The organism is Shewanella sp. NKUCC01_JLK, from assembly GCF_019345615.1.
Lineage (GTDB): Bacteria > Pseudomonadota > Gammaproteobacteria > Enterobacterales > Shewanellaceae > Shewanella > Shewanella oncorhynchi.
On sequence record NZ_JAHKRD010000012.1, the window covers coordinates 118,345 to 142,792 of the forward strand.

The 24,448-nt window shown below is 44.8% G+C and carries 24 protein-coding genes; 12 read left to right on the forward strand and 12 right to left on the reverse strand.

The genetic code is table 11. From position 1 onward, the window contains the following. Window positions 1–144: 144 nt before the first annotated feature. From KO537_RS14375 to KO537_RS14385, 3 genes are all read right to left on the reverse strand, one after another. The gene (locus tag KO537_RS14375; protein WP_219234722.1) at window positions 145–1,017 is read right to left on the reverse strand and encodes a hypothetical protein; all 873 of its coding nucleotides are present in this window, start codon (window positions 1,015–1,017) and stop codon (window positions 145–147) included. 169 nt (window positions 1,018–1,186) lie between these two features. Beyond that, window positions 1,187–2,056, reverse strand: coding sequence for a hypothetical protein (locus tag KO537_RS14380; RefSeq protein WP_219234723.1), 870 nt, complete (start codon window positions 2,054–2,056; stop codon window positions 1,187–1,189). Window positions 2,057–2,225: 169 nt separating this feature from the next. Beyond that, window positions 2,226–3,065 carry a hypothetical protein gene (locus KO537_RS14385; RefSeq protein WP_219234724.1) on the reverse strand — a complete coding sequence of 280 codons (840 nt, stop codon included), beginning with the start codon at window positions 3,063–3,065 and terminating at the stop codon, window positions 2,226–2,228. Between the two features lie 558 nt (window positions 3,066–3,623). Between KO537_RS14385 and KO537_RS23170 the strand changes: the two genes are divergently transcribed. Beyond that, entirely contained in the window at window positions 3,624–3,881 is a 258-nt protein-coding gene (locus tag KO537_RS23170) for a YceK/YidQ family lipoprotein (protein WP_263140905.1), read from the forward strand. A gap of 165 nt (window positions 3,882–4,046) precedes the next feature. Here KO537_RS23170 and KO537_RS14395 read toward each other — a convergent pair whose 3' ends face one another. Both KO537_RS14395 and KO537_RS14400 read right to left on the reverse strand, forming a co-directional pair. Beyond that, window positions 4,047–5,168 carry an aminotransferase class V-fold PLP-dependent enzyme gene (locus KO537_RS14395; protein ID WP_173242708.1) on the reverse strand — a complete coding sequence of 374 codons (1,122 nt, stop codon included), beginning with the start codon at window positions 5,166–5,168 and terminating at the stop codon, window positions 4,047–4,049. A gap of 4 nt (window positions 5,169–5,172) precedes the next feature. Further along, entirely contained in the window at window positions 5,173–6,351 is a 1,179-nt protein-coding gene (locus tag KO537_RS14400; RefSeq protein ID WP_105251111.1) for a monodechloroaminopyrrolnitrin synthase PrnB family protein, read from the reverse strand. A 264-nt stretch (window positions 6,352–6,615) separates the two neighbouring features. Here KO537_RS14400 and KO537_RS14405 point away from each other — a divergent pair, with 264 nt between their 5' ends. From KO537_RS14405 to KO537_RS14420, 4 genes are all read left to right on the forward strand, one after another. Further along, window positions 6,616–7,959 carry an anaerobic C4-dicarboxylate transporter gene (locus tag KO537_RS14405; protein WP_105251110.1) on the forward strand — a complete coding sequence of 448 codons (1,344 nt, stop codon included), beginning with the start codon at window positions 6,616–6,618 and terminating at the stop codon, window positions 7,957–7,959. Window positions 7,960–8,149: 190 nt separating this feature from the next. After that, window positions 8,150–8,815, forward strand: coding sequence for a CHAP domain-containing protein (locus KO537_RS14410; RefSeq protein WP_173242706.1), 666 nt, complete (start codon window positions 8,150–8,152; stop codon window positions 8,813–8,815). Window positions 8,816–8,827: 12 nt separating this feature from the next. Continuing rightward, window positions 8,828–9,418: a hypothetical protein gene (locus tag KO537_RS14415; protein WP_173242704.1), complete on the forward strand. Its 591-nt coding sequence runs from the start codon at window positions 8,828–8,830 to the stop codon at window positions 9,416–9,418. A 37-nt stretch (window positions 9,419–9,455) separates the two neighbouring features. Continuing rightward, a complete protein-coding gene (locus tag KO537_RS14420) occupies window positions 9,456–9,968 on the forward strand; it encodes a M23 family metallopeptidase (RefSeq protein WP_168826445.1) in 513 nt (170 codons plus the stop codon). A gap of 19 nt (window positions 9,969–9,987) precedes the next feature. Here KO537_RS14420 and KO537_RS14425 read toward each other — a convergent pair whose 3' ends face one another. Continuing rightward, the gene (locus KO537_RS14425) at window positions 9,988–10,179 is read right to left on the reverse strand and encodes a DUF2986 domain-containing protein (RefSeq protein WP_219234725.1); all 192 of its coding nucleotides are present in this window, start codon (window positions 10,177–10,179) and stop codon (window positions 9,988–9,990) included. A gap of 424 nt (window positions 10,180–10,603) precedes the next feature. On the opposite strand from KO537_RS14425, the gene KO537_RS14430 reads away from it, so the two are divergent. Beyond that, entirely contained in the window at window positions 10,604–12,781 is a 2,178-nt protein-coding gene (locus tag KO537_RS14430; RefSeq protein WP_219234726.1) for a TonB-dependent receptor, read from the forward strand. Between the two features lie 72 nt (window positions 12,782–12,853). Here the strand turns inward: KO537_RS14430 and KO537_RS14435 are convergent, their stop codons facing one another. Continuing rightward, window positions 12,854–13,021: a YqaE/Pmp3 family membrane protein gene (locus tag KO537_RS14435; RefSeq protein ID WP_006079767.1), complete on the reverse strand. Its 168-nt coding sequence runs from the start codon at window positions 13,019–13,021 to the stop codon at window positions 12,854–12,856. A 259-nt stretch (window positions 13,022–13,280) separates the two neighbouring features. Here KO537_RS14435 and KO537_RS14440 point away from each other — a divergent pair, with 259 nt between their 5' ends. Further along, window positions 13,281–14,450, forward strand: a complete 1,170-nt coding sequence (locus KO537_RS14440) for a GGDEF domain-containing protein (RefSeq protein ID WP_219234727.1) — start codon at window positions 13,281–13,283, stop codon at window positions 14,448–14,450. A 26-nt stretch (window positions 14,451–14,476) separates the two neighbouring features. Here KO537_RS14440 and KO537_RS14445 read toward each other — a convergent pair whose 3' ends face one another. From KO537_RS14445 to KO537_RS14460, 4 genes are read right to left on the reverse strand one after another with little or no spacing between them, the layout of a single operon-like run. After that, window positions 14,477–15,169 (reverse strand): TIGR01621 family pseudouridine synthase, encoded by a 693-nt coding sequence (locus KO537_RS14445; protein ID WP_219234728.1) that lies wholly within the window; start codon window positions 15,167–15,169, stop codon window positions 14,477–14,479. A gap of 33 nt (window positions 15,170–15,202) precedes the next feature. Next, window positions 15,203–16,459: a HAMP domain-containing histidine kinase gene (locus tag KO537_RS14450; RefSeq protein ID WP_219234729.1), complete on the reverse strand. Its 1,257-nt coding sequence runs from the start codon at window positions 16,457–16,459 to the stop codon at window positions 15,203–15,205. Between the two features lie 49 nt (window positions 16,460–16,508). After that, complete coding sequence (locus tag KO537_RS14455; RefSeq protein ID WP_006079763.1) at window positions 16,509–17,186, reverse strand: response regulator transcription factor; 678 nt, start codon at window positions 17,184–17,186, stop codon at window positions 16,509–16,511. Between the two features lie 60 nt (window positions 17,187–17,246). Then, window positions 17,247–17,768 carry a hypothetical protein gene (locus tag KO537_RS14460; RefSeq protein WP_113941345.1) on the reverse strand — a complete coding sequence of 174 codons (522 nt, stop codon included), beginning with the start codon at window positions 17,766–17,768 and terminating at the stop codon, window positions 17,247–17,249. Window positions 17,769–18,252: 484 nt separating this feature from the next. On the opposite strand from KO537_RS14460, the gene KO537_RS14465 reads away from it, so the two are divergent. After that, complete coding sequence (locus tag KO537_RS14465; RefSeq protein WP_105251095.1) at window positions 18,253–18,417, forward strand: hypothetical protein; 165 nt, start codon at window positions 18,253–18,255, stop codon at window positions 18,415–18,417. A gap of 38 nt (window positions 18,418–18,455) precedes the next feature. On the opposite strand, the gene KO537_RS14470 is transcribed toward KO537_RS14465, so the two are convergent. Next, window positions 18,456–19,196 (reverse strand): EAL domain-containing protein, encoded by a 741-nt coding sequence (locus tag KO537_RS14470; protein ID WP_219234730.1) that lies wholly within the window; start codon window positions 19,194–19,196, stop codon window positions 18,456–18,458. Between the two features lie 239 nt (window positions 19,197–19,435). On the opposite strand from KO537_RS14470, the gene KO537_RS14475 reads away from it, so the two are divergent. From KO537_RS14475 to KO537_RS14490, 4 genes are all read left to right on the forward strand, one after another. Further along, window positions 19,436–20,155 carry a hypothetical protein gene (locus KO537_RS14475; RefSeq protein ID WP_219234731.1) on the forward strand — a complete coding sequence of 240 codons (720 nt, stop codon included), beginning with the start codon at window positions 19,436–19,438 and terminating at the stop codon, window positions 20,153–20,155. 23 nt (window positions 20,156–20,178) lie between these two features. Next, window positions 20,179–20,667, forward strand: a complete 489-nt coding sequence (locus tag KO537_RS14480; RefSeq protein WP_219234732.1) for a CS1 type fimbrial major subunit — start codon at window positions 20,179–20,181, stop codon at window positions 20,665–20,667. A gap of 104 nt (window positions 20,668–20,771) precedes the next feature. Further along, complete coding sequence (locus KO537_RS14485; RefSeq protein WP_219234733.1) at window positions 20,772–23,240, forward strand: CS1-pili formation C-terminal domain-containing protein; 2,469 nt, start codon at window positions 20,772–20,774, stop codon at window positions 23,238–23,240. Continuing rightward, a complete protein-coding gene (locus KO537_RS14490; RefSeq protein WP_168826432.1) occupies window positions 23,201–24,448 on the forward strand; it encodes a hypothetical protein in 1,248 nt (415 codons plus the stop codon). Before KO537_RS14485 ends, KO537_RS14490 begins: the two co-directional genes overlap by 40 nt.

Here is a 24,448-nt window from a genome sequence, read left to right on the forward strand (position 1 = left end):
CACGCCAGACACCGCGGCAACAGCAGCAACAATAGAGATAGATGGTTAAAAACCGATTTAAACTATACGAGGGTGCGGCATAAAACCACCCATATAGTCGGAAGTTAACTACCGCGCCATTATTGTTAAGTGTCCAAGCTTTATTCAACTAGGCTGGGGATTGTCAGGGGTAAAATCTGCCAGTTGGGCAGGTTCGCCTGACTCAAATGACGCAAATGTTACGCCATCTAACACGCGCTCATTTTTAAATACACGGATTTCAGAATCAGGTAACTGCGTCATTAGCAATGACAAGATAGTGTGCATCTTATCCAATGGGCAATGAAGACGAATGCTTGCGCGTAAGCCCATTGTTCGTACATCCGATTGGCAGGCAATAAATGGACGATTCCGCGTTACCTTAATCAAATGACGATGCCCATTTTTTATAGGACTCTCGTAAGTAGTCTCTATATTTTTAAAACCGGTGAAGAAAAATGCCATCACAGCAAAACCACCCGCGCCGACCAAGGCGGCCGGGCCTAAAAAGGCCACCCCGACAATACAAACCACCACCCCAAACCAAGCCAGCCCCCGCACTACCGCGTAGGCAGCATCCGGTATAACGTCATGATAGGTGGTAACTAACCCCTCGGTGGTAAGCCGATAATTGTACTGTTTGTCAGCCAACCAGAGGTAGCGCATAAATGGCCCAAAAATCATCGCTATGATGAGAAAATAATACCATTGCTCAAATCCATACCAGTATGTCACCAACCCAACTAGAGCCGTAATCCCGCACGGAATAAGGACCATGATCCACCCAATGCCATACACAGTCGCTACCTTAATATCCCACTCATAGAGGGTGGGCGCCTCACGCACCCGCTGCTGACGCAGCTTATTGAGCCGGTCTTGCTCCTCTTGGGGTAATTGCAGGTACTCACTGCGCGGCAGGTCTTCATACCGACTGTCGTCCAACGGTTGTGTCTCTTGCTCTGTCGACGCCAACTGCTGCGGCGCTGCTCTCTTATTCATATAGCTATTCCTTTGCTGTGCCCACAGTACTGCATGGTCATCGTTAACCTACCCACACGGCTCGTACTTAATGTCTTCTCACCCTTGACGACCTCGCCGCTAAAGGTCTGTTAGCCTGCATCCAGATAATGGTCGTAATTAGCGCCAGTAACAGGCGCGAGAAAAAACGTTAACTGGGCAGGGGATTCTCAGGGGCAAAATCTGACAATTGGACTGGTTCGCCGTCACGGGTGCCAACTTTAGAGAGGCCAACTATTCGTTCATTTTTCAATAAAAAGAGTTCCGACCCCGGTAATTGCTTCATCAGTAGCGACAACACTTTATGCATATCTTCGGGATGACAATAACAGTCGAGATTTGAATAATATCCGAAATAAAACCTGTCTGTATCACACGATATATATGGCCTCTTGTGGGTCACTTTTATCATATGGGGGTGTCCACGCTTGATAGCACTTATTGAGGTGGTTTCTACATTTTTAAAACCAGTAAAGAAAAATGCCCCCAGAGCCATTCCACCTGCACCAATCAGCGCTGCGGGACCTAAAAAGGCCACCCCGACAATACAAACCACCACCCCAAACCAAGCCAGCCCCCGCACTACCGCGTAGGCGGCATCCGGTATAACGTCATGATAGGTGGTAACTAACCCCTCGGTGGTGAGCCGATAATGGTACTGTTTGTCGGCCAACCAGAGGTAGCGGATAAATGGCGCAAAAATCAGTGCCATGAAAAAAAAACCATACCATTGGTCAGACTCATACAAGTACGCCACCAAGCCAATCAGCACCATTATCCCGCAGGGAATAATGACAACGAGCCACCCCATGGCATACACGGTCGCTACCTTAATATCCCACTCATAGAGGGTGGGCGCCTCACGCACCCGCTGCTGACGTAGCTTATTGAGCCGGTCTTGCTCCTCTTGGGGTAATTGCAGGAACTCACTGCGCGGCAGGTCTTCATACCGACTGTCGTCCAACGGTTGTGTCTCTTGCTCTGTCGACGCCAACTGCTGCGGCGCTGCTCTCTTATTCATATAGCTATTCCTTTGCTGTGCCCACAGTACTGCATGGTCATCGTTAACCTACCCACACGGCTCGTACTTAATGTCTTCTCACCCTTGACGACCTCGCCGCTAAAGGTCTGTTAGCCTGCATCCAGATAATGGTCGTAATTAGCGCCAGTAACAGGCGCGAGAAAAAACGTTAACTGGGCAGGGGATTCTCAGGGGCAAAATCTGACAATTGGACTGGTTCGCCGTCACGGGTGCCAACTTTAGAGAGGCCAACTATTCGTTCATTTTTCAATAAAAAGAGTTCCGACCCCGGTAATTGCTTCATCAGTAGCGACAACACTTTATGCATATCTTCGGGATGACAATAACAGTCGAGATTTGAATAATATCCGAAATAAAACCTGTCTGTATCACACGATATATATGGCCTCTTGTGGGTCACTTTTATCATATGGGGGTGTCCACGCTTGATAGCACTTATTGAGGTGGTTTCTACATTTTTAAAACCAGTAAAGAAAAATGCCCCCAGAGCCATTCCGCCTGCACCAATCAGCGCTGCTGGGCCTAAAAAAGCCACCCCGACAATACAAACCACCCCCCCAAACCAAGCCAGCCCCCGCACTACCGCGTAGGCTGCATCCGGAATCGCGTCATGATAGGTAGTAACTAAACCCTCGGTGGTGAGCCGATAATGGTACTGTTTGTCGGCCAACCAGAGGTAGCGGATAAATGGCGCAAAAATCAATGCCATGAAAAAAAAACCATACCATTGGTCAGACTCATACCAGTGTGCCACCAAGCCAATCAGCACCATTATACCGCAGGGAATAATGACAACGAGCCACCCCATGCTATACACGGTCGGTGCCTCGCGTACCCGCTGCTGACGTAGCTTATTGAGCCGGTCTTGCTCCTCTTGGGGTAATTGCAGGTACTCACTGCGCGGCAGGTCTTCATACCGGCTGTCGTCCAACGGTTGTGTCTCTTGCTCTGTCGACGCCGACTGCGGCGACGCTGCTTTATTGTTCATCCTGTTACCTCTCGGTAGACTCTACTTGTAGCGTGGCCATCGCCAGGCAGTAAATCCAGTCATCCATTTTAAATCAGCAACATAATATGCTCTCGGCCTACCCTCAAGCGAATATTTACTGAAACAGTTTTAAGGAAAGTAATAAAAGTAGCTAGATGGCCAGTGAGGGAAGTGGAGACTGATTTTAAAGAGTATGTTCAAAACTCATCTGAGTTCTGCAAGGGCACGGCATACAAACCTCCATGTTTAATACCAATCCAAAACAAGAGTCGCCGTTAACAACTAGGTTATTGAGCTTGGTTGTATCTCGTTTCTGTTGATGAATAATTGACAGATATAATCATATAGTTAGAATGCCAAGCTGTTGAAACAGAACAGGTTGGCGTCAAATGAAACCTGATCTGGTTCCACATCACTAACGCTCTCAGTTGATCAAGTGAGTAGATCATACCGAAGCAATGCAGTTTTTCACATATAAACAATGGAGTGGTTATGCGTTGGTTGACTTGGTTGGTCGTGTGCTGTTCTCTCACGGGATGTGCAACGATAACGTCGAGGATGGGAGAAAATTCAACTTGGGGTCACTCTTTCTCAAGTGTGCAAACGGCTGTTGATAATGGCGAGGAGTGTATGATGATCTCCGCGTTAGCGGCCCCACCCTTACTGCTCTTTACCATCCCGCTGACACTCGTTGATATGAGCAGTGCGTTGATCATCGATACTGTTATGCTACCTGCAGATTTAGCGATCACGCCCAGCGATCCCAAGCTCCACACCCCGCGACCCATGGTCTGCCGCTATGACTATAAGATTTAAGCATGATCGCACCCAATAAATAACCTCAAGTTGCCCGTGTGGCGGTGAATTAACGCCGGCATACGGGAACGACCATGTCGCGGTTTGCCTCCCAGAGTGTTGTGCCTTGTTAGTTGTAATTACGTGGTACAACTTAGCCTAGCAAGCCATTTTAAATCATTTAAGTTAGCGATTTGCTTTAATCACATCAAGTAACAACTTGATATCAGCCATATTGTTATAAATATGCGGAGAAATCCGGATCCCCATACTGCGGGCGTCGACACTAATATTCGCGTTCGCCAATGCCGTCATCATTTGATGCTGCTGTTTACCAAACTGCAGAATAAGCGTGCCGCTGCGCTTTTCAGTATCCCGCGGCGACACAAACTCATGGTCGAGCTCTTGCGCCACAGCATCAATCAATTGCTGATTGTATTTACGCAGCAACGGAGTACCTAAACCAGCAAGATAATGAATGCTATGGGTGGCAATGGCATAAGGCGCGATTGATGGTGTCCCTCCCCAAAAGCGCAGTGCGGAATGCAGGTAACGAAAATCATGGATATCAAATTCGAACGGATTCTCGTGGCTAAACCAACCCACATCTTTAGGCTGACAACTCTCCAATATGGCGGGATTAACCCAAAGATAGGCAGCACCAGGGCCGCCGCAGAGCCATTTCACACTCGAACCGATTAAAAAGTCGGGTTGTAGGAGCGCGAGATCCAGCGGAATAATCCCCGCCGATTGCGCTACATCCACTAAGCTCAAACAACCTCGCTCACGGGCTATAGTGAAAATATTGGCTAATGGCGCCTGCTGCCCCGTATTCGAGTAAGCATGGCTGACAAACACCAGATCCACATCGCGGCTGATATGCGTATCCCACACATTAGGGTCGGTGATATCGAGCCCTTTAGGAATAAAGCGTACTTCGCAACTGGCAGGCAGCGCTTTTTTAAGGGCAAAACCCATGCTGGGAAAATCAATCTCACTCATTAACACAACGGCGTGTTCGCGGTTCAATCTGTCGAGGGACATGACAATTTTAGTCAGCGCACTGGAAAGATTGACCTGAGGGCAAAAATCCTTTTGGTGGCCGTTAAATAGTTTAGATAAAGCAAAGGTAAAATCATCAATCACACCCAGCCACTGGCCCCAAGGTTCACGCCCCGACTCCTGCCAAGGCGCAAAAAAGGCTTCTTTAAAGACCTGCTCGGTCGATTTTAATGGCCGGCCAACGGAATGGTTTAATAGATATCCTGGACCTGCTAGGTAAAAGTCCTTTTTAAAATCTTCAAACATAGTGTTATCTCAAACTCTCTTTTAGTTTTTTAATATCACAATAACGAGTCCGAATATCGCTGCGCTGAGCGGCGGCGCGTCTGTCTCTGAGTCGCTCCAATGAGCCGAGTAGCACATGCAGTGGCGGACCACTGGCGGTGACTTTGGCTAAATGCTGCTGCTCCATACTTGTCGAAGGCTCAGCAATATATTTAGTCACTAACTCATTATGGTGCTGAATCGCAGTCTCGCCATGTAATTCGCAAACTTCAATAAAGAGTCGCAAGTTTTCTTGATACCAATCTTGGGTTGAGCAGTCTTTTGCCTGCAGGAAGTCATCCATCAAATTCGGCCGACGCATGCACTCGCGCAATATCTGTTGATCCTCCGGCATCATGTATAAAAACTTGTCCACCAGCATTTGCGAGTAGGAAGCTTCATTGGCGAAACAAAGACCTAGCGTTAAATCGATGACATTAATCCCCGCAAAATCCCCTGCATTGGCACCGCGATAGATGACTGAGCCCACCCGATAAGGCTTGTAGTAAGGGCGAACACAGTAAAAGAAACGGTCAGTATCTAATCGATTAAATAATTGGGTATTTGACTCAATCACATCTTGCAATGCCTGTTTAGCGACTCGCAGTAAATCGTGACTGATGGGATGGGAAATGCCCAAAGGCTGGATCTTCAATAGCGCATCGGCGGCGCGTTTATAGGCCAAAATGCCTTTAGTGTTGTAATCCACAAACAGCTTTTCGGCGCTCAGATCGGTAAAGCGCTTATAAATGCCATTGTGGGCACGATTGTGAGTAGTTAAATGTGCGGTGGCAAAGCGCGGCGTGACGCCTATTGAAGCGCCAATATGCATGGCGAGCGCAGAAGCCTCAGCTAATGGCGATGTCGTTTCCCGCGAGGGCTCGGTAATTTCATGGCGCCGACAGGCCGCCATATACAAGCCCACATTGCCGAGTAAATCGAAGGCACTGTCGAAACCTTCATCAGTATTCCCCTCATCGAGCAAGGTCTTAATCAACTCTCGCCCTTCGCTCTCCAGCGCCAACTTAGCTTCTGCGCCGATATCGAGCACATTGGCCCGATCTGTTTGTTGGTAGTAAAGCTGTTCTAGCTCGGAATTGAGTTCCACAAAGCGGCTGCGGATCCAATCATCAAAGGCTTCGGTATTAAAGGTGGCAGGTTTCACGGGCTTATCCTTGAGTATTGTTATCGTTCTTTTAAACGGAGTGAGCTCAAAGCGTTAGCCCAATCCGTAAAACTCGTAACCAGAATGCAACTTATCGCCACGTGTTTCTAGCGTTAGGTCAAATTTCCGAAAAAACTAATGCCATTTTTTATTTACACCATGCGCCAGCGCAATTTTTCAAACACTTTTACTCCGCAGAATGTTCCTGAAGACACTCATCACTCAACTAATAGCTAAGCGGTAAGTTCCGCAGAGGTAAATCGGATGATTTTAATGGAATTTATAGTAGTGCTTAGCTGCCTACTGCTAGGTACCCGCTACGGCGGCATGGGATTAGGCCTCATCAGCGGTATTGGCTTATTTTTACTGATTTTTGTTTTCGGTTTAGCGCCGGGACAACCGCCAGTGCAAGTTATGCTAACCATACTTGCAGTCATTGGCTGTGCAGCCGTATTGCAAACCGCGGGTGGATTAGATGTGATGATGCAGTATGCCGAGCGCTTACTGCGCCGTCATCCACAATACATCACGATTCTAGCGCCGCTGACCACGTGGACCCTGACCTTCCTTTGCGGTACTGGCCATGTGGTTTACACCATGTTCCCGATTATTTCCGATATCGCGCTGAAGAAAAATATTCGCCCAGAGCGCCCAATGGCGGTGGCCTCTGTCGCCTCACAAATGGCGATTTGTGCTTCGCCCGTGTCGGTAGCGGTGGTGTCTATGGTGTCGATTCTGGCATCACAACAGGGTGTAGGCCGCGCTTACAATCTGCTCGAAATTTTAATGGTGTCAGTGCCAGCATCGCTTTGCGGTGTCATGGCTGCTGCACTTTGGAGTCTGCGTCGTGGTAAAGATTTAGATAAAGATGAAGAATTTCAAGAACGCATTAAAGATCCAGTCCAAAGAGCCTTTATCTATGACAAGAGCGAAACCCTGTTAAATCAAAAATATCCGAAGGAAGCTTACTGGGCAACGGGGATTTTCTTCACCGCTATCGCTGCTGTGGTACTGTTAGGTTCATTTAGTGAATTACGTCCCGCCTTTGACGTTAAAGGTAAGTCGACCTTACTCTCGATGAACTTAGTGATCCAGATGATGATGTTAATTGCAGGTGCATTTATCCTGATGACCTGTAAGGTCAAACCGACTAACATCTCTAACGGTCCCGTTTTTAAAGCGGGCATGGTGGCAATTTTCTCAGTATTTGGTGTGGCGTGGATGAGCGATACTTTCTTCATCAGCCATATGGATGTACTGCAGGAAAACCTGTCCCATGTAGTACAAAGCCAGCCTTGGACCTATGCCTTAGTGCTGTTTCTCATCTCTAAGCTTGTTAATAGCCAAGCGGCAGCACTCACAGCAATCGCACCTATGGGACTCGCCTTAGGGGTCGATCCAAAACTCTTAATCGCCTTCCTCCCTGCAAGCTACGGTTATTTCGTGCTACCAACCTATCCAAGTGATCTGGCCTGTATCGGCTTTGACCGTTCAGGTACGACTAAAATAGGTAAGTTCATTATTAACCACAGCTTTATCATTCCAGGCTTTATCGGTGTAGCGACAGCATCGGCTGTCGGTTATCTACTCGCAACCGCTTTACTCTAACCTCCACAAATAACAAAGGCCGCAGATGCGGCCTTTGTTTTAGATAACCTTAGATCACCCAAAAGTATTAACCTGTGCCAATATAAAACCCATACCCTAGACGCCCATATTCTTCAGAACATAAAATACGCAGCCCGAAAGTGAGATAAGTATCTTACTCAACAACTCTTTTTAGCTTGCCGTACTAAAGATGATTAGACGCTTATCCATTCTATTAGCTTTTTTCGCGATACTGATGGGGCTCATATACTGTGCCTACAGTCTGATAACTCGGATTAACTTTAATTCCCATCATCAAGTAGGAGAAGTCATCGACACTCTAAACGGGGTTAATATCTATTATAACGGAGGAGTTAATACCCATTCAGGACGTAACCTATCTATAGATGGTTATAACTTAGGTATTCAATATCAATGTGTTGAATTTGTTAAGCGCTACTTTTACCAACGCTACCAGCATAAAATGCCTGACGCTTTAGGCCATGCTAGAGACTTTTTTGATAACAAGTTAAGCGATGGCATGTGGAATGAAAAACGCGCTATGCGGCAATACACTAATGCGAGTCAGACCAAACCTATGCAGGATGATCTACTCGTGTTTTCTCCATGGATATTTAACCCCTATGGTCACGTTGCGATCATTGCCTCAGTTACCGATAGCAGTATTGAAATTGCCCAGCAAAATCCCGGCCCCTTTGGCCCATCACGCGAACGGTTGGCATTAATTCAACAAAACGGCCTCTGGTATATTGATGCGCCTCGAGTAAAAGGTTGGTTAAGATGGCAGGCTCCGGAAATCACGGCATCCCCGATTGCAGAATCCGCAAATACGCCATTCACCAGTAAAGTTCACTGAGAAATAACAATAATGTCAGTATTAACTTGGATTAAACAACGCTTTGCGCGCAACAGTAATAGCCTCAAGCAATCTAGGCCACAAACTGAGTTACACACTGTTTTTCATCAAGCCCAGATGCCCAATATCAGCTTGCCAATCATACAAACCTATCCACTCGTTGTACCTATGGACAGAGCAGATATTTTTGCTTATCAATTGCATTGCTTGCTGACTTACCAAGGGAAAGAGGCCTTAAACACTTTACTTAGCCAGGCAGGCTTTAACACATTGCCCGAGCAAACGGTCAACTTTAACGGTTTTATCGAACATCCAACCCAAGCGACCTGCGTATTACTGAACCAATATGACGATTTTGCGGGTGTGTGCATAACCTTAGTGACCAATGACAAACCCTTGCTAGAAGCATTAATCAGATTCAAATCCACCCCGCCCAATCCATGGGAAAGCTTTCCTAATATCGATCCCGATACCCTCGGCAGTCTTCAAGGTAATATCGACTTTTGGTGCAGCTATTTTTGGCGCCCCTATTGGCTATCGCTTTCAGAAGCCGAGCGCTTGCAATATCCTGAAAGTTGGCGGGAATTTAGCGATTTTCATTAAAACTTAAGGTACGCAAACACTTAATGCAGGATAAAAAATGAAATTGAAATATGTTGGATTAGCACTGACGTTACTGCTACTTGGTGGTTATCTGATCCCTGAGTCACCCGCGATCCCAGTAAAGGGTGCCAGCAGTAAAGATTGGAACAGCCAAACCTTTTGGTATGAACCTTGGGGTCCATCGGGCGTTCACAAGGGGATAGATATTTTCGCCGCCAAAAACACCGCAGTGATTGCGCCAACGCCTATGCTGATCTTGTATCGAGGTGACTTCTTCAAAGGAGGAAATGTGGTGGTTGGTTTAGGTCCGAAATGGCAAATTCACTACTTTGCCCATTTAGCACAAATTGAATCAGCCACAGGATTGATTGCCTACCAAGGTGACACTTTGGGCACTGTCGGCGATACGGGCAATGCACAAGGTAAACCGCCCCATCTGCACTATTCCATTTTGAGCTTATTGCCTAAACCTTGGCTGATGGATACTTCAACCCAAGGTTATAAAAAGGCCTTTTATCAAAATCCTATCGAGTATTTAACTGCACTATAGGCTTAACTACTTACTTTAATCAGCTTATTGGCAGTCCAATATCAAGCTGAGGTTCTGCGGTTTTTGATGGGATTTCATGCTCAACTGCCGCAGCTAATGCTTCTCTCTCTGCCTTCGCAATATATTTAGGTTTATTGCTAGATTGCAGTTTGGCATTGGCCTTTTTTGCCTTGCTCTTCAAGGTTTGATTAATCTTCTTTTTACGGTTCATCAGAGTACCAATGCGAGATACGGTATAAAGGGGCGCGATTATAGCCTTCCATCAACGCGCCAGACAATCGAAAGCACTAAAGCAAACGCGTGATCCAATCAAATAATCAAACCTGCGACTAAAGCATAGGTCTCCTAAATCAAAGACAAATGCCAAACAAGGTAATGCCTTACCGACATAAACTCGCACTATATGTATGTCCTTTACGGTAAAACCTCTCGATACCGAGTGCTGTGTCGCAATTTATTCATACTGTCGTCAAATCATGCAATTTCCTGTATGGCGTGACTAGACAAGCTGTAATTCCTCCCCTAAAATCGCGAATAATAAAAATCGTTATCATTTGCAATACAATTTAATGGAATATTAACCTATGCCAAGGGAGCCGGTGTAACAAACTCATTCGCCCTTAGCAGGAAGTTATATGACATTCAAAACCTCGTTTGTTGCTTTAGCCGTATTGGCAGCGTTAACCCAATCCGCTGCGGCCCAAGATGCCACCGACAACAGTCCAAACAACAAAAATAAAGACATAGAAAAAATCACTGTCACCGCAAGTCGAATGGATAAATCTCCCAGCTCGATCCCCAATACTGTCACTATCATCGACCGCGCCCAATTAGAAGAACAGTTCCGCACCACTAAAGATTTATCGACTATTATCGGTAACTTAGCGCCTAGCTTTTCACCGAGTCGCCAGAAGATGAGTAACACAGGTGAAACCCTGCGTGGTCGTCCGCCATTGATTATGATCGACGGCGTGCCTCAATCGAACCCACTTCGCAGTGGTGGTAGAGAGGGACAAACTATAGATCCTGCCATGATTGAGCGCATCGAAATCATTCACGGCGCCAATGCCATGCACGGTCTCGGTGCCCAAGGCGGCATCATCAACTACATCACTAAAAAGCCAACAGGCGACAGCGAACAGGTTGCTAGTTTCGATGTCACAGTGCCTGATTCAATGAAATCCAATGGCTTAAGCTTTGGTGCTAGCTATGCGTTTTCTGGCGAGTCAGAATTTATCGACATGATAGGTTCGGTTAGCTACCGCAATAATGGCGTCTATTACGATGCCAATCATAACGTAGTGGGTGTCGACACGACTCAAGGCGAGTCGATGGATAGTCAGAGTAAAGACTTCTTCATTAAGCTTGGCCATAACTTCGATGAGTCTCGCCTTGAATTAATGGTTAACCATTATAATGCAGACAACAATGGCGATTGGATGCCCGTTGCAGGTGACAAGCCCAATGGTGTACCCACAGGTGCAGTTAAAGAAACTCAGCCATGGGAAGCCGCCAACAACCAAGTGACCACCACAAGTTTGACTTACACTCACGCCAACATTGGTGGCCAGCAACTTAGCCTACAACTCTTTAATCAAGATTTTAAAGCGGTTTATGGTGGCGGCTGTTTCGACAGTTTCTACGATCCATCCTTCGAAGGCAGCGACCAAGTCATCCAATGCGGTGTCGGCAGTAAAGGTGAAAACTTGTACTACGAGCAATCGCGTAACTCTTCGGTTAAATGGGGTTTAAAAAGCGCCTTGATCGCTAAGGATATTGCCGGATCAGGAATTGATGCGGCCTACGGTGTCGACCTTTTCCGCGACACCACAGAGCAAGACTTAGTAAAAACTGGCTTTTCATGGGTTCCCGAAAGTACCTATGACAACGTTGCACCTTACTTACAGTTAGATTATGACTTAATTGAAAATTTAACCTTATCGACTGGTGTTCGTTACGAACATGCCGAGTTAAGTGTCGATGACTACAAAACCCTATGGGGTGCAGGCAATAAGCAAATTGCGGGCGGTTCAGCCACCTTCGATGAAACCTTATTTAACGTCGGTATCTCTTATAAAATCACTCCTGACATTCGCGTTTATACCAGCTATAACCAAGGTTTTGGCATGCCGGATATCGGCCGAATTCTGCGTGATGGTAAAAGCTTCCCCGGCGACAATCCCAGCATAGATGGCTCACTGGCGCTCACACCGATCGTCACAGATAACGTTGAAGTCGGCGCCGATTACCAAGGTAAATACTTAAGCGCTAAGCTAGCTTACTATCGTTCCGCCACTGATTTTGGTTCACGTTTGGCCTTAAATAGTGATGGTTTCTACGACGTGAAGCGCGAAAAGAGTGTGATCGATGGTATTGAAGCCAATGTCACCGCCTACATTACCAGCAATGATGATCTCGGCATGAATATCGCCTTCCAGCAGGGCGAATACGATTCAAATGGTGATAGCCAAGTCGATACCGATCTCGATGGTGCAAATATTTCACCAAACCGTATCAACCTGTTCTGGACCCATAGCTTCGATAATGAAATGTCGACCCGCGTTCAAGCCAATTACTACATGGACCGCGATTTTAAAAACGCGGCGGGCAACAAGTATGCAGAGTTTGATGGCTACACGACAGTCGATGCTTCCTTCTCAATGCCGCTTTACACTGGCACTCTGAGCCTAGGTTTGCAAAATCTATTTAATAAGGATTATTTCAATTATTACTCACAAACCATGGGTACAAATGATCGTTATTTCAAAGGGATGGGACGTACTGCAACAATAGGCTACACCTTGGCTTTCTAAGTGAAAGGCCCATTTTGAAACATAAAAAAGCGCAATTAAATTGCGCTTTTTTATTGTGTGGAAGAAAGCAAATTATGCCTTGGTCACGACCCAGAGTGCGTGTAATAAACCAGGGAACCAGAACAGTAAACATAACACAATGTTTATTAGCAGATCTTTACCCGCTCCCGCCTTCAAAAATACAGCAACTGGGGGCAATAAAATCGCAATAATGACTAAAAGTAGTTTATTTGTATCCATAACAGAACATCCTCAAAACGGAGATTGTAGGCAAATCAACAAGATCTAACTTCGCAGGAAGACTCAGAATTTGCAAACCTTTTAGTTTGCAAGGCGTAAATAATCCCAGCCGCAGCCTAAATGAAGGCCCTTACCATTCCCTAAAATGAAAAAGGATATTAAACCCATTATCCGTCCAGAGTAGACTAAGATATCCAGTAAACTCCAACCGAAAATCCCTAAAAGCATCTATAGTTAAAGAAAAATATGAAGTAAAAGAATGATATTTGATCCCCAAGCCCTATTACTCATCAAGTTTATTTGCCTGCTTACTAGCACGGCTGCCGTCGCATGGGGACTCATTGCACAACCTTTAAAAATTGCCACTCAAGCCAGTATGCGCTTTTCTCTGGCGAACTTGTTCGTCCTCCTTGGCATCATACTCAACAGCCAACGCACCGAAGCCTCCAGTTACTTTTTTTGGTTCTGCTCGGATATGGCGATTTTATTTGGCTTCATTCTAGCGCGTTGGGGAACAAAGGCGCTTTTCAGACTCAAGCCCAGCGTAAAATCGGATCTTATTCTTTTAGCACTCACCGCTGGTGTGATGCTCTTGGTTCCACCTAATTTCAGCTCCGAACGCATTTTGGCCATCGTATTCTCAGCCTGCGCCGCGCTCATTTTCGCCATGTTAACTCGGGATAACTATCAGGCCATCAAACGCGATACGGGTAATCGAGTCGCCATCGCTATGGTTATGCCTTTAGTCGCCATGGTCGGTATTTTTATCATTCGTATCTTTATCGCCTTACTCTCTCCCGAAGAAAGTCCGATGTTTATCGCCATGCACACACAAGAAGCCATACCTGTGCTTTGGTTCTATGTCTTTCTGGCCCTATTGATCAATATCGTGATGATAGGTAATGCCATGACGCGGCTTGTCAGTAAAATCCGCATGTTAGCGGAGCGGGACCAACTCACAGGCCTGTGGAATCGCCGTGCTATGCATAAGTTTTTAAACAATATCCATCAACGCTGGCTGCGGGATAAAGTACCTTACAGTATGATTTTATTGGATCTTGATCATTTTAAAGACATAAACGATCAATACGGGCACGATGCGGGCGATCTCGCCCTGCTGACGGCGGCGAGACTATTTGGATCGGTATTGCGAGAAAATGACGCCCTATGTCGTCACGGTGGAGAGGAGTTTCTAGTGATTTTACCCGCAACTGATGCTCCCGCGGCCAGAGTCGTCGCCGAGAAATTGCATCAAGTACTTAAGGATAATTCATTTATATGGCAAGGTGTTACGATAAAAATCCATGCCAGTTTAGGTTACGCCACGATTTATCAAGGATGCCAACCTGACAAACTACTCATTCAAGCAGACCAAGCTATGTACCGCGCAAAATCTGAGGGCCGAGACCGTATTTGCCAAGCTTGCTAGGCTTTCGCAACATAACGCTGCAAAGATTAATCTCCTTTCGCAGGCCAAGCCAAAGTCTCGGGCTCACGCCATGAAACTAGCGCCTCAGTGACACCTTCAGCGTCAAAATGCTCACCTTGAGTCGGCAAATCCCGATAAGCGTAATCACGCCAACCTGTCACGTCATCACCATAGCGAAAATGCAGACAATATGCATGCAGATAACACCGATCCGCTGCCCCACCGCCGTATAAATCATCCCCTAAAATGGGTACACCTAAGCTCGCCAAGGCGACTCTTAATTGATGGGTTTTACCTGAGTGGGGTTTAAGCAAATATAAACGCAATCCCTCGCAAACACTCAAAGAGAAAAACTGCGTAATCGCTGGATTCTCTTTAGTCCGCAGTAACTTAAACATGCTACGACGCGACTTTGCCATGTCACCAATCACCCAGCCTTGCTTCTTCTTCGGCTTGCCTTTCGCGAGGGCGAGGTAATATTTCTGCACTTTATGGGCAGTAAACAGCTCAGTAAATTGCTTGGCGGCGACCGCGCTCTTAGCCAGAATCAACAGACCGGACGTGGGCGTATCGAGTCGATGAACAGCAAAAAGCTTAATCCCTAAATCTTGCTCAGCCTGCGCCACCACGCCTGCAGTCCCATCCTGACTGTGGAAATGCACTTTGGCTGATTTGGAAATAACAATAAAATCAGCCTCATCGGCTATGATTCGATACATGGAGTACTCGGCGTTGTAATGCGGATCATCGACTTAAAACTGAATAGTGACGACTAAGCCAGGATGATTATCCGTGAGATTAATTTTGGCATTGTGCCGTGAGAGAATCGCTTTGACCATAGATAATCCTAAACCAGTACCCTGTAAATGCCGGCTAGGGTCGAGGCGCACTAAACGTTCGAACACTCTTTCTTTACTCTCGTCTGGAATACCAGGGCCATTATCGCGGATCTGAATTTGTGGGCCTGACTGAATAATCTCAATCCGCGCACCTTGGCCAGAATACTTCATCGCATTATCGACAAGATTATATAAGGCTTGGAATAATAAGTATTTATCACCAAAAACCTTATGATCTATCAGTAGCGATAAACTCAAGGTTTGCTCGTTAGATTCAGCCACAGCATCGGCCATATCCAATAAGTCGGTACACAGTTGCGCTAGGCTTAACTCCTGCAAATCGAGTGTCTGCTGACCTTCTTCGATACGCGTGAGCGATAACATGGCATCAAACGTCGCTAAACAATGATCGAGCTCCTCGGTCAAAATGGCGCAACCTTCGCTAATCTCATTGCTCGGCTTACTCGCCAACTCTTCAATACCAATACGGATATGTGACAGTGGAGTACGTAAATCATGGGCGATATTATCGGTCGCACCACGCACTGCCATCAGGTTATTTTCGAGAATATCTAGCACATTATTAAACTGCAGCGCCAACATATCGAACTCATCCTGACGCCAACTCAAGGGTAAGCGGGTGTCATAATGACCGCGTTCAATCTGTTCACTCAAGCGGTTGTATTGCACTAATCGACGTAAAATCGCCTTAGAAAATAGATAGCCGAGCGCTAAAGTCAACACTACGGTAAGCATGACGGCCGTCGCGGCGGCACTGATAAACTTATCAATTAACGTCGCTAAGTTATCGGTACGGGTCGCAATCAATACTGGGCCGTAGCGGGTCATCACCAGACCGCCGGTAAGAATATGCAGCTTATCCGGGCCACCGGTTAAGATAGGAAAATCCCGCGTTTGCGGCAGCATGGGCATGCCTTCGGGCATAAAGCTCAAAGCACCGACCATATCGTAGCTATTACGCCAAGCGATCAGGGCAGTTTGTGGATCGGCGGCGCGGATTTGAGCGGCAAAACTACGGCGATCAACCGTTAGGGCAAGTTGCTGATAACGTTGGGTCTCTGATTCTAAATATTGAGTTACTTGATACTGCTGCTCAATAATCAACTGTCGATAAAGGGCAAATAGCAACGCCCCGATGATCACTATCACTAAGGTCGAAAAAACGATTGTGATGCGCCAGGCGCTGCTTTGGTAAGGCTTAATGCCTTTGTCGTAAGCGATAACCCGCTCCCCTCACGGTTTCGATAAGCTCGCCATGGCCTAACTCTTCAAATTTACGGCGTAATTTTGCGATATGCACATCGATGACGTTCGTGCGCGGGTCGAAGTGATAATCCCACACTGCTTCGAACAATAAGGTGCGGCTAATAACTTGATTAGCATGTTCCATCAGATACTTAAGTAACTGGAACTCTTTCGGCTGTAGCATCAACTCCTGCCCGTCTAAAGTGACATTACGGGTCAGTAACTCCATCTTCAAACCACCAACAACGAGATCAGTTGTCACAGGCACAGATTGCCCACGGTGCATCAGTTTTTCAGCGCGGACTAATAACTCGGAGAAAGCAAACGGCTTAGTCATATAGTCGTCACCACCTGCCCGCAAGCCTTTTACTCGCTCATCAACGTGCGCTAAAGCGGATAAAATCAGCACTGGTGTTTGATTACCCGTTGCCCTTAAGGCGGCCAGCAATTTTAAGCCATCGAGCTGAGGTAACATGCGGTCAAGGATCACGAGATCGTACTGACTACTCGTCGCGAGTGACAGACCTTGGTGGCCATCGCTCGCCGTTTCGATATTGTGGCCCTGCTCAAGAAATCCTTTGACGATGTAATCAATCGTCGTCGCATCATCTTCAACTAAAAGTATTTTCATCTGTATGTTGCGCTCCTCAATCTTAAGCACTCGTGTAAGCACTCGATTGACTTAGATATTTCAATCCCACTTGAGTAAAGGTAACGGTCGTAAATTTTCGACATCGAAGGCCAACTTAAACTTACCCGTATCGTCTAGCAGCTTAAGTTCTAAGTAACTGATACCTAAGTCGTGGTCTAACTTTGCTTCGGTTAAGAAGGCTTTATGATCTTTAGTGGCCTTAACGATTAGACCTGAAAAGGTTTGATCTTTTGCCGCGATCATACGCGTTGCCTCAACCTCACCCAGATCATCGGCACTTACTTTACTCGCCTTTTGTTTCAGTAACTTACCATCACGGGCACGATATTCAAACCGCGTTATAGAGTTTGCTAAAGGATTAATTAACTCAAATTGATAGACTAATTCACCCTCTTGCTCTTCCATATGAAATTCGGCAATCACACCGGAGAACCCTTTTTCAATCTGCTGCATAACGCTCAACGGCGGTACATAGTCTCCACCCGCAAACATCGAATACATGCTCTGAGCCGCCGTTGCGACACCAGATACCAACATGAATCCTAGCAACCATAGTCTCATGGCCCCTCCATATAAATCAGCTAAGTTTGTATCTTATGAGACAATCAGTTAGAAGTCGATGGACCTATTGCGCCTGTATGCAATTCCAAGCTAATCCCTCACAATTTACCACTGGATATAGAATCACACTGTGTCAGCATTAATTCTGGTTCGGCCATCAATTGATCTGAAATCCAACGTCAACAGAACCTAAATCGCTGATAAGCCAAACACTAAATCATTTTGTGGCTAATGTGTAAAGTCTACCTAATACCAGCTTAAACACCGATGGAAACAAGATTAAGCTTTGATCATCTGAGGATTTTTAAACATGACATTTTCAGTGAGAACCCTCAATTTCGCCATTTAGAATCAAGAGGATTGAATTTTAGCGGGTATTTTAGTCTATCTGTGTCATTAAAAAGTGGGATTGGCAAATAAATCTCCCTCGACTAAAGTCAGATAACTTAGCGTCAGGTAACGGTATTTTTAAATCGGAGCGAAAATGAAACCAGTCATACGATGGATAAGCTTAAGCTTGTTACTAATAGCAGCATTAAGCGCTTATGCCTATGGCAGCGCCACCAGTGCATTGGTGTTCATCATCTTAGGCATGCTATTGGAAGGGACATTTTGGATTGGATTACTCGGTAAGCGAAAAACAAAATAAACAGCCTCAGTTAATTTGCATCTAGTGCGTGATTCGTCCTAACTATCCCAGTGTGAAATCGGCGCAGGCATAGCATGGGCATACCCCTGTTGATAATCGCATCCCAATAAGGTTGCCACATCAATGTGCGTCAAAGTCTCCACACCTTCACAAACAACCTGCATTCCTAATCGCTGTAAATACTCAACTAAGCTCGTCAACATACGCATTGAATGTGAAGAGCGACAAGCTTGCAATAAAAGGGAACGGTCTAACTTGATGACATCATAGGGCAATACCATCATACGCAAGAAATTACATTCTTGGGTGCCAAAATCATCCAGTACGATGCTGGCTCCTCGTGCCCGTAACATTTCAATCAATTCATGCTGTTTATCATCTAATAAAGTGTGTTCTAACACTTCAAACCAAATTTTGATGCACAGCACTTTTGCTTGAAGCAACAGCATTTGTAATAAATTTTGGTAAGTCACACTGTATGGCATGGGATTTAAATTAATGGACAGTATGCCAACGCCTTGATCGGCTAATCGAGGTAAGTCTTTGATAATCGACCTCAACATCCATATATCAATATGCAAAGCAGCATTTTTATCTAACAATAAAAAATCAATACCTGTATATGCATGACGCTTGGCATCCCAACGGCGTGCAAGTGCTTCATATCCTATAACGGTTTTATCAACCCCGATAATAGGCTGATAAAAAGGCATAACCACATCAGACATAATGTAGCTTGCAATATCTTCACTCACTTTTTTACGCTTAACTGACAGCATAGATACCTACAGAATATTAATATATCTGACTTATTTTTAACTAAATTGGCACTCGTTTCTATCAGATAAATCCTAAAAACAAAAAATCACTGCACTTTATTATAGGACTATTCCTATTAACGCATAAAAATCACCCATATAAAATACAGCTAAAATATTGATCCAATCAAACATTAACCCACAGCAACATCAACCAAAAATGAAATAAAGGCAACTCAATACAAGGTAACTCAATAATAATGCGATTATATTTAGCGCTGTTTGGTATTATTTTTTATAGCTCTCAAGTTTATGCGGCGGCAGAAATAAGCATAGGCACCTTATTTGACTACATGCCTAGCAATAAAACCACTTATTTGAAAAAAATAATGAACATGGGCGATTCAACCGCATTTATTAAAATATCGGTTAACGAAATAAAATATGATGAAAATGGTCTGCCATACGAAGTACCTGAACAAGACGCAGAAAACCGCGCCTTGATAGCTAGCCCGTCTCGCTTAATTATTCCAGCCAAGGGAGTACAAGCAACGAGATTGTTATTCTTAGATAAAAAAGACACAGAACGTTACTTTAGAGTTCGCTTTGTACCAGTGCAGCCAAAAAACAATGATGGATTTGATGAGAAAATAACTGAACAAACGCGTGAAGAACTCACTGCCGGAATACAGATACTAACAGGTTATGGGGCATTTTTATTTATCACCCCAGAAGAACCTAAATACTCGACTGAAATAACGGAAGACACAAATAGCGCAGAAATAAAAAATAACGGGAATACGACTATTATTTTAGATTTTTTTGAATCATGTAACAAAAAAACCAAAGAGTGTTCCACAGCGACCAAATTGCATATCTTACCCGGTTCAAAAAAACAACTGGTAAAAAATAGTAACGAAAGCTATCACTTTCAATTGATTGAAGGTGATAAAACCAAAAGCATAGTTATTGGTAACTAATGCATCCCTAAAAGGAGACTGTAATGAAAATATGGAAGGCGGCCCCAATAACCTTATTAGTGGCCATGAACTCATTTGCGGCTGAAAAGATTGAACATCAAGTCACTGTGATTGCACAAATTCCGTCAGAGAACTTTTTTGTGCAACCAACAGGCAATGATAACTGGATCAACAGCCAGCAAAAGTTAGCATATAACGTCCATACAAAAAAGCTAGATCAATTAAATAAGCAACTAGAAGTGAAAAGTACCATTGGTGCTATTACGGGTTACTTATCAAACCCAGCCATTATCGCCAGTGGCAATGATAATATTGCACTAACAGTTAAAGTGGGCGGTATTGAACTGAAGACATCTGCGACAGAATTAGTCGATGTCGACAATGCTAAAACGGGTAAAACCCTTGGACTAGAGATCATTCCAACTGTCCCAGCAAGCGGCTATGTCGCAGGTAACTACCAAGGCATGGTCAATATGATTTTCGAATCTGAAACACCACCTAAAAAACCATAGAGATTTATTAAGTTAAATTTCAAAAAAGCTCCCGCAAAGGGAGCTTTATTAATTTTCAAGTTAACGACTCATGCTTTTCATTTTTTCGATATGAGGCAACACACTTGTCATCTTTGATCCTGACTATTCTGATCGCAACGCTAATCTTTAGCTCTTGCTCTTTAGCGAATAGCACACCATCAGACTCACTCAAGCTGCTAAAGCAATATCAAGACTTGCCTGATGGATTTTCTGAGCATTTTTTTAATGCCCCATTAACAGTAAGAATCACCATCGATAATAAATTGCTTGGCGAAGGTGAAATAGTGTTAGGACTCGATACCAGTGTGCAACTATTAAAACTCGTTGACGTGAGCGAAAGCGATCTTGACGAACGTCAGCAACAATTATGGATAGCGCAATTAAACCAAAAACATAAGTTGGGTTTGTGCTCAAAAGGCTGTCAGGGCGGCATATTAGCGATTGAATATAATTTGGAGAACTCTCAATTATCTATTTTAACGGCCAATATCGAAAAGCAGCCATCAAGCTCGCACTACTATGCCTTGCCTGAACAGGGAAGCTACGGCGCACTATTTCGACAACAACTCAATTGGAGTCAATCCAATGAGAGCGATTACGCAGGCCGTTATAATTTGCAAGCACAAGCAAGTTTAGGCCAGTGGACCACACTACTTGAAGGTGAAGTCACTCAAAATAATGAAGAGACACTCAACTCGACTATTCAACAGTTGTATACAGAACGTCAAAACGAAGGACACTTCTATCGACTCGGGTATTTCTCCCCTTATGCCCAAGGTTTAGTTCGTCAGCCCATCATTTATAGCGGCAGCTCACAAGCCGTGATGGGGGTGATGTTGGGTGACTCTAATCAGTTATTGGTCGATCAAGCCTATGCCAGTGCCACACCCATTTATGTCACTCCGAATCGTGCAGGTGTGGTAGAAATCTACCAAAATGGACAATTGATCAACTCGCAACAAATTAACGCAGGCTTACAAGCCATTGATACTAAAGTATTACCATCTGGCATATATGAAGTTGAAATTCGGATTCTAGAAGATGGCCAAGTCACTGAACGTCGTCGAGAAATCATTAACAAACCCACTCAATGGCAAAACACTGAAGAATCCTTTCGGGTGAACTTGTTTGCTGGAGAAAAGTTACAAGATATAACGAATTGGGATGATGAAAGCAGACGCGGACTCAGCACGGGGGTACTCGCAAACTACTTATTAACACCGGCGATCATCCTTGGCGCCGCGGCTCAATTTATGGATAAAGGTTGGCACTACAGCATTTCGGCTGATTGGGACTGGAACCAACAACTGCGCTTTTTTGGTAACTGGGTGATAAATGAGCAACAGGGCAGCGATTTTGATTTACAAGCAGTTTATAGCTATAGACACGGCAGCTTTGTACTCAGCCATCAGCAACAGCTCAATCAATCGCAAAGTAGTGATATCACGAACTCTAATCCCAAAAAGACGAGTGCATCTCTGCAACATAACTTAGGAAATGGTCACTCTGTTTCGGCCTATTTGTCACATCAATCCGAGCAAGGTCAAGGCATTGACTTAGGTTGGCAGTACAGCGGCAAACTCTGGGGACGCCAAATGAGCTGGAGTTTAAATGCGTTCGATCGTCCTAGCAGCATTAACACTTCAGGCCAGCGCAACCAAGGCGGAGCACTTTATTTCAGTATGAACTTAGGCGATCAAACGCGTCGAATGGGTGGTGGCTTAGGCAGCAGAACTTCACGTTCTGGCGGGCAAGAACAGCATGCCTATGTTGATTTCCAACAGCAACTAGACTGGCGTGGCATTGAAACCATAGGGATAGGGCTAAACACGGATAGCTATGGTGTTGGTGCAACCGCCAATAGCCGCTTTAGCAACGATATTGTTAGCGGGGATGCCTATGCACAGTCATCGTCCTATAACAGCGGCATCACAGGCGGTATCAACCTCTATAGTATGCTTGCACTAGGGCAACAAGGTGAACTCAGTATCTCAGGCCAAAGCCAAAACCACGATGCGGGCATGATAATCGATGTCATGGCTGATACCCCAGACATCCTTTTACAAGCAGAAGATGAGCACGGTGGCAGTGTCACCTTAAAGCCTGGGCGAAACTTAGTGCCAGTGACCGCCTATCGCAGTGGTAGCGTACAACTCGCCATACAGGACTACGATGACGCACCTTCAGTCATCCAACCGAGCGTATTGCACTACCACCTCAATAAGGGAGGCGTCAGTTACCAACAAATCAGAGTCATGAAGACTGTCACTGTGATTGGCCGCTTAGTGAATCAACAGGGATTGCCGCTTAAAGGCGCGCTTATCGCCAACCATGCGGGGCGCAGCTTGAGTGAGGCCGATGGCTTTTTTGCCGTCGAAATGAGTGAACACCATCCGAGCTTGCAAGTGGAGTATCAAGGTATACAAGAGTGCAACCTTGAACTCGATTTACACCGAGTGAAACGTGAACAGAACCTATTGCTATTAGGCAATATCACTTGTAATGCCCAAACATGGGCACAACAAACATTAACAGAGAACCTAGCCAAGTGAATTATCGTTACGCTTTATATGCATTGTTGGGATATTTGCTACTCAGCCCATTAACAGAGGCAGCTACCATTCAGGTTACTGCTGAATATAAACCTGCGCCCTATGATATTAATGGTAGTAAGTTTATTAACACTACACCATGTTCAGTTCCTGAAAATATGACTGGTGATTTCTGGTGTAAAGGCACCGCATCTTTAGAAAATGAGCAAGCAATAAAAATAGAGACGACAATATCATCAAAACTAATTAGTAATGATGGAAAACTAGAACATGCTATTACTTATCAAAAGTTTACTGGCGAAAAAACTGTAGAGCTGACAAAAAAAGGGAGTAGTAAAACACACAAAATGAAATTTAAACTAACGAAAATTGGAGCATCTCAAACCCCGAACTTAATAAAAGAAGCAGGAGAAACCGATAATTTTTGGTTATATTATGTTCAAGGAGATTGCAACTTCAGATTAAATACCTGGGCAAGCAGTAGCATTTTAGATTATTTTTATGACATAAAAAACGCTAACCAACAGTCTGGAGGCATTTGTTACAACAATAAATTTAACCCGAAATTCACATCATCAAAGAATGTCACCCTTCAAAGGATTTATATTGGTTATAAACTGCAACCTCCCGATCCTTTAAAAATGGAAAATGGTACTTATAAAGGCAATATAACCCTGAGCCTTGGACGCAATAAAGATCTCGACTTTGGTGATGCAACCTATTCAGACTCAAACGTAACCATAGAATTTACCTTAAGGGTCACGCATCAACTTAAGTTAGAATTCCCTGCTGGCAGCAATAAAGTAATCTTGCAACCGCCTAAGGGCTGGGCACCATGGATGAACAGCGGAAAAACACCGCCCAACTTAAAGGCTGAATTGCCGTTTAAGTTTTGGTTTAGCGCACCATTTGATGTTTCATTGAGTTATTGCCAATATCAAAACAATGGCCAGTGCCAACTTAAAAACATTAAAAACAGTCACAAAACAAATATAGAAATCAGTTATATAAATGGTATAGGAAAATCAGTGCCGCTATCGACATCAAAGTACCATTTTACAAATACAGATGGGGAATATATCAATGTTGCAAGAAAGCTATTGTTTGAAATTAACAAAACCAACTTAACTGAAATGATGAAATATCCAGGAAGCACTTACCAAGGGGATGTAACTATTATGTTCGAGGCTGAAATCCCTCCATTTTAA

Bases quoted from the DNA above. Each gene is read 5' to 3' on its own strand.
- KO537_RS14375 (WP_219234722.1), bottom strand. From the start codon at position 1,017: ATGAATAAGAGAGCAGCGCCGCAGCAGTTGGCGTCGACAGAGCAAGAG.
- KO537_RS14380 (WP_219234723.1), bottom strand. From the start codon at position 2,056: ATGAATAAGAGAGCAGCGCCGCAGCAGTTGGCGTCGACAGAGCAAGAG.
- KO537_RS14385 (WP_219234724.1), bottom strand. From the start codon at position 3,065: ATGAACAATAAAGCAGCGTCGCCGCAGTCGGCGTCGACAGAGCAAGAG.
- KO537_RS23170 (WP_263140905.1), top strand. From the start codon at position 3,624: ATGGGAGAAAATTCAACTTGGGGTCACTCTTTCTCAAGTGTGCAAACG.
- KO537_RS14395 (WP_173242708.1), bottom strand. From the start codon at position 5,168: ATGTTTGAAGATTTTAAAAAGGACTTTTACCTAGCAGGTCCAGGATAT.
- KO537_RS14405 (WP_105251110.1), top strand. From the start codon at position 6,616: ATGATTTTAATGGAATTTATAGTAGTGCTTAGCTGCCTACTGCTAGGT.
- KO537_RS14410 (WP_173242706.1), top strand. From the start codon at position 8,150: ATGATTAGACGCTTATCCATTCTATTAGCTTTTTTCGCGATACTGATG.
- KO537_RS14415 (WP_173242704.1), top strand. From the start codon at position 8,828: ATGTCAGTATTAACTTGGATTAAACAACGCTTTGCGCGCAACAGTAAT.
- KO537_RS14420 (WP_168826445.1), top strand. From the start codon at position 9,456: ATGAAATTGAAATATGTTGGATTAGCACTGACGTTACTGCTACTTGGT.
- KO537_RS14425 (WP_219234725.1), bottom strand. From the start codon at position 10,179: ATGAACCGTAAAAAGAAGATTAATCAAACCTTGAAGAGCAAGGCAAAA.
- KO537_RS14430 (WP_219234726.1), top strand. From the start codon at position 10,604: ATGACATTCAAAACCTCGTTTGTTGCTTTAGCCGTATTGGCAGCGTTA.
- KO537_RS14435 (WP_006079767.1), bottom strand. From the start codon at position 13,021: ATGGATACAAATAAACTACTTTTAGTCATTATTGCGATTTTATTGCCC.
- KO537_RS14440 (WP_219234727.1), top strand. From the start codon at position 13,281: ATGATATTTGATCCCCAAGCCCTATTACTCATCAAGTTTATTTGCCTG.
- KO537_RS14445 (WP_219234728.1), bottom strand. From the start codon at position 15,169: ATGTATCGAATCATAGCCGATGAGGCTGATTTTATTGTTATTTCCAAA.
- KO537_RS14455 (WP_006079763.1), bottom strand. From the start codon at position 17,186: ATGAAAATACTTTTAGTTGAAGATGATGCGACGACGATTGATTACATC.
- KO537_RS14460 (WP_113941345.1), bottom strand. From the start codon at position 17,768: ATGAGACTATGGTTGCTAGGATTCATGTTGGTATCTGGTGTCGCAACG.
- KO537_RS14465 (WP_105251095.1), top strand. From the start codon at position 18,253: ATGAAACCAGTCATACGATGGATAAGCTTAAGCTTGTTACTAATAGCA.
- KO537_RS14470 (WP_219234730.1), bottom strand. From the start codon at position 19,196: ATGCTGTCAGTTAAGCGTAAAAAAGTGAGTGAAGATATTGCAAGCTAC.
- KO537_RS14475 (WP_219234731.1), top strand. From the start codon at position 19,436: ATGCGATTATATTTAGCGCTGTTTGGTATTATTTTTTATAGCTCTCAA.
- KO537_RS14480 (WP_219234732.1), top strand. From the start codon at position 20,179: ATGAAAATATGGAAGGCGGCCCCAATAACCTTATTAGTGGCCATGAAC.
- KO537_RS14490 (WP_168826432.1), top strand. From the start codon at position 23,201: ATGGGCACAACAAACATTAACAGAGAACCTAGCCAAGTGAATTATCGT.